The 3418-nt window shown below is 70.6% G+C and carries 2 protein-coding genes; both read right to left on the bottom strand.

Translation table 11 applies throughout. From position 1 onward, the window contains the following. A partial coding sequence (locus ABZZ04_RS39325) for a polyketide synthase (RefSeq protein ID WP_356937040.1) occupies positions 1–1031 on the bottom strand: 1031 nt, incomplete at its 3' end. Further along, positions 1028–3418: type I polyketide synthase (locus ABZZ04_RS39320; RefSeq protein WP_356937039.1), on the bottom strand; the 2391-nt coding region annotated here is incomplete at its 5' end. The genes ABZZ04_RS39320 and ABZZ04_RS39325, both read right to left, overlap by 4 nt.

The following is a 3418-nucleotide window of genomic DNA, read 5'->3' as shown; positions in this document are numbered from 1 at the left end:
TGCGCCTCGATCGCATCGATATCGGCCGGAGTCAGACGGGCCGCCTCCAGAGCGTCCTGGATCACCCGCTGCTGCGACGGCCCGTTCGGAGCCGTAAGCCCCTGACTGCGACCGTCCTGGTTCACCGCCGAGCCCCGCAGCACCGCCAGCACCCGGTCACCGTCACGCTCCGCGGCCGACAACCGCTTCAGGACCAGCACACCCGCACCCTCGGCCCAGCCCGCACCATCCGCAGCAGCCGAGAAGGACTTGCAACGTCCGTCCGCAGCCATGCCCTTGAGACGGGAGAACTCCACGAACAACGCCGGGGTGCTCATCACCGTGACACCGCCGGCCAGGGCGAGTTCGCACTCGCCCTGGCGCAGCGCCTGCACCGCGAGATGCACCGACACCAACGACGAGGAACACGCGGTGTCCACCGTCACGGCCGGGCCCTGGAGGCCGAGCGAGTACGACACCCGGCCCGACACCACGCTCGACGCGTTGCCGGTGCTGACGTAGCCGTCGAGAGCGTCCAGGTCGTGCCCCTGCTGGTTGCCGTAGTCGGAACTCATCGTGCCGAGGTAGACACCCGTACGGCTTCCGCCGATCGAGTCGGGCCGGATGCCGGCCCGTTCCAGCGCCTCCCACGACGCCTCCAGCACCAGCCGCTGCTGAGGGTCCATCGACAGCGCCTCACGCGGCGAGATCCCGAAGAACGAGGCATCGAAACCCTCGACACCATCGATGAACCCACCCTCACGGGCATAACTCTTACCGACCGACTCCGGATCCGGGTCGTACACGCCGAGACCGTCCCACCGCGGCGGCAGGCCGCCCACCGCGTCCCCACCGGACGCCAGCAGCTCCCAGAACGCCTCCGGTGTGTCGATACCACCCGGAAGCCGGCACGCCATCGACACGATCGCGATCGGTTCGGTGCGTGACGCGCGTTCGGCGGTGAGTTCCTTCTCCGTCTCGACGAGCGCGTTCGCCGTTCGCCGCAAATACGCCTCGAGCTTTTCGAGCTTCTCGACTTCGGACGCGCTCATTCGCTCACTCCAAGCTTGCGATCCAGGAACTGAAGAAGGTCATCCGTGCTGCCGGTGTCGATCTCGGCCTCCGGCTCCGGCTGCTCGTCGGCCACGGCGGCGGTCTTCGCCAGTCCGTCCCTCAGTGCCAGCAGGCCGGCGGTCAGGCCCTGCTCGTCGAGCTGGGCCGGTGTCGCGGAGCGCAGCAGCTCCACCAGGCTGTCGATCTGGTTTCTGGTGACGCCCCGTCCGCTGCTCGCCGGGCCGCCGGAGCCGATGGCGAGCCTGTCGAGCAGCAGTGCCGCGATCGCGGTGGGGGTCGGGTGGTCGAAGGCCAGGGTCGAGGGCAGGGACACCCCGGACTCGGCCGAGAGACGGCGGCGCAGTTCGACCGCCATCAGCGAATCCATGCCCAGTTCCTTGAGGACCTGGTCGGCGCCGATGCCGCCCGCCCCGGACACCCCGAGGACGGTCGCCGCTTCCTGCTGCACCAGCCGGGCGAGATGAGCGGTCCGCTCGCCCTCCGGCAGTGCCAGCAGTCGTTCGCGCAGCCCGGAGGGGGTTCCGCCGGACCCGCCGGCCCGTTTGCGCGGGGCCCGCAGCAGGTTCCGGAGCAGTACGGGAACCTCGCCGCCGTTGTCCGACTCCCGCTGCAACGAGGTGAGTTCGAGCCTCACCGGAACCAGGTGCGGATACGGACTAGTCAGCGCGGCGTCCAGGGCGGCCAGGCCCTGCTTCTCGCTCAGCGCACCGATGCCGCGGCGGCGCATCCGTGCCAGTTCGGCCTGTCCGAGCCCGGCGGTCAGTCCGATCCCGGCCTGCTGCCACAGCCCCCACGAGAGGCTGACACCCGGCAGGCCGTCGGCACGTCGCCGGGCGGCGAGGGCGTCGAGGAACGTGTTCGCGGCGGCGTAGTTGGACTGTCCGGCACCGCCCAGGACTCCGGCGGCCGACGAGAACAGGACGAACGCCGCCAGGCCCAGGTCCTTCGTCAGCTCGTGGAGGTGCAGGGCGCCACCGGCCTTCGGCGCCAGGACCCGGCTCAGCCGTTCGGCGTCCTGGGCCTTCAGCAGTCCGTCGTCCAGCACCCCCGCGAGGTGGAACACACCGGTCCAGGGGTGTTGTGCGTCAGCGGTCGCGAGCACCGTGGCGACGTCCTCGCGTCGGCTCACGTCGCAGGCCACCACCTGTACGCTCGTGGCGCCCGCAGCGGTCAGCTCCGCCACCAGCTCCACCGCTCCCGGCGCCTCCAGCCCGCGTCGCGAGGTCAGCACCAGGTGCCGTACCCCGTGCGCACGCACCAGGTGTCCGGCCACGGCACGGCCCAGTTCGCCCGTGCCGCCCGTGATCAGTACCGAACCGTCGGGGTCGAGCAGGTCCGCGACCGGCTGTCGCCGCCCCGGTTCGGTGGTTTCGGCGTTCGTCGTCCGGACGAGCCGTGCGGCGAGGATCTCGCCGTCACGGATCGCGATCTCCGGCTCGTCCGCCATGGCGACCGCCCGGGGCAGCAGTGCTTCGTCTGCGCTGCCCGTTCCGAGGTCGATGAGGCGGATCGCACGCTCGGCGTACTCGTTGCGCACCGTGCGGAGCAGTCCCCACAGCGGCGCGTGTGCCAGGTCGCGGACGTCCTCGTCCGCGCCCACGGCCGAGCGCGTGATCCACAGCAACTCCGTCGCCTCCAGGCGTGGTTCGCCGAGGAGACGCTGGATCGTGCCCAGCGCGGAAGCGGTCAGCTCCTGCGTGGCACGAGCGATGTCACCGTCTGCCGGCGCTGCCGCCGCCGTTGCGTCAACGGCCAGTCGAGCGGGCGCCTTCCCCCCGTCATCGAGGCGGGCAAGCAGTACATCCACATCAGCCACATGGTCGGCCTCCAGGATCTCGAACGCCCCGGCGTTTTCGCCGAGGATCCATATGCCGTCGGCCGGCGTCTCCTGGGTGACGCGCGGCGTCCGGAATTCGACGCGGTAGAGGTGCTCGACCGACTCACCGGCACGGATCTGCTCGGCGCTCGCCTCACGAATGGCCAGGCCCTGTACGTGGACGACGGGCTGCCCCGTGGCGTCGGCCACCCGGATACGGGCGTTGGTGTTCGTGTCGTCGAGATCGATGCGTACGCGCAGTTCGGTGGCGCCGGTCGCGTACAGCTCGACACCGGTCCACTCGAACGGCAGGAACACCGGCTTCTCGGCCCCGTCCGCCTCCTGCCGCACGCCCATCAGGGTGTGCAGGGCGGCGTCCAGGAGTGCGGGGTGGATGCCGAAGTCGTCGGGCCGGAGCCCCTCGGGGAGGCGGACGGTCCCGTACGCGGTACTGCCCTTGCGCCACAGTTCGGTCAGGCCCTGGAAGGCGGGGCCGTACTCCAGGCCACGGGCACGGAAGTCCTCGTAGAACCCGTCCAGTACGACCTG

Source organism: Streptomyces sp. NPDC006435 (assembly GCF_040612315.1).
In the GTDB taxonomy this organism is placed as follows: Bacteria; Actinomycetota; Actinomycetes; order Streptomycetales; family Streptomycetaceae; genus Streptomyces.
The sequence above is the reverse complement of the archived record's forward strand: the minus strand, read 5'-3'. Positions and strand labels throughout refer to the sequence as shown.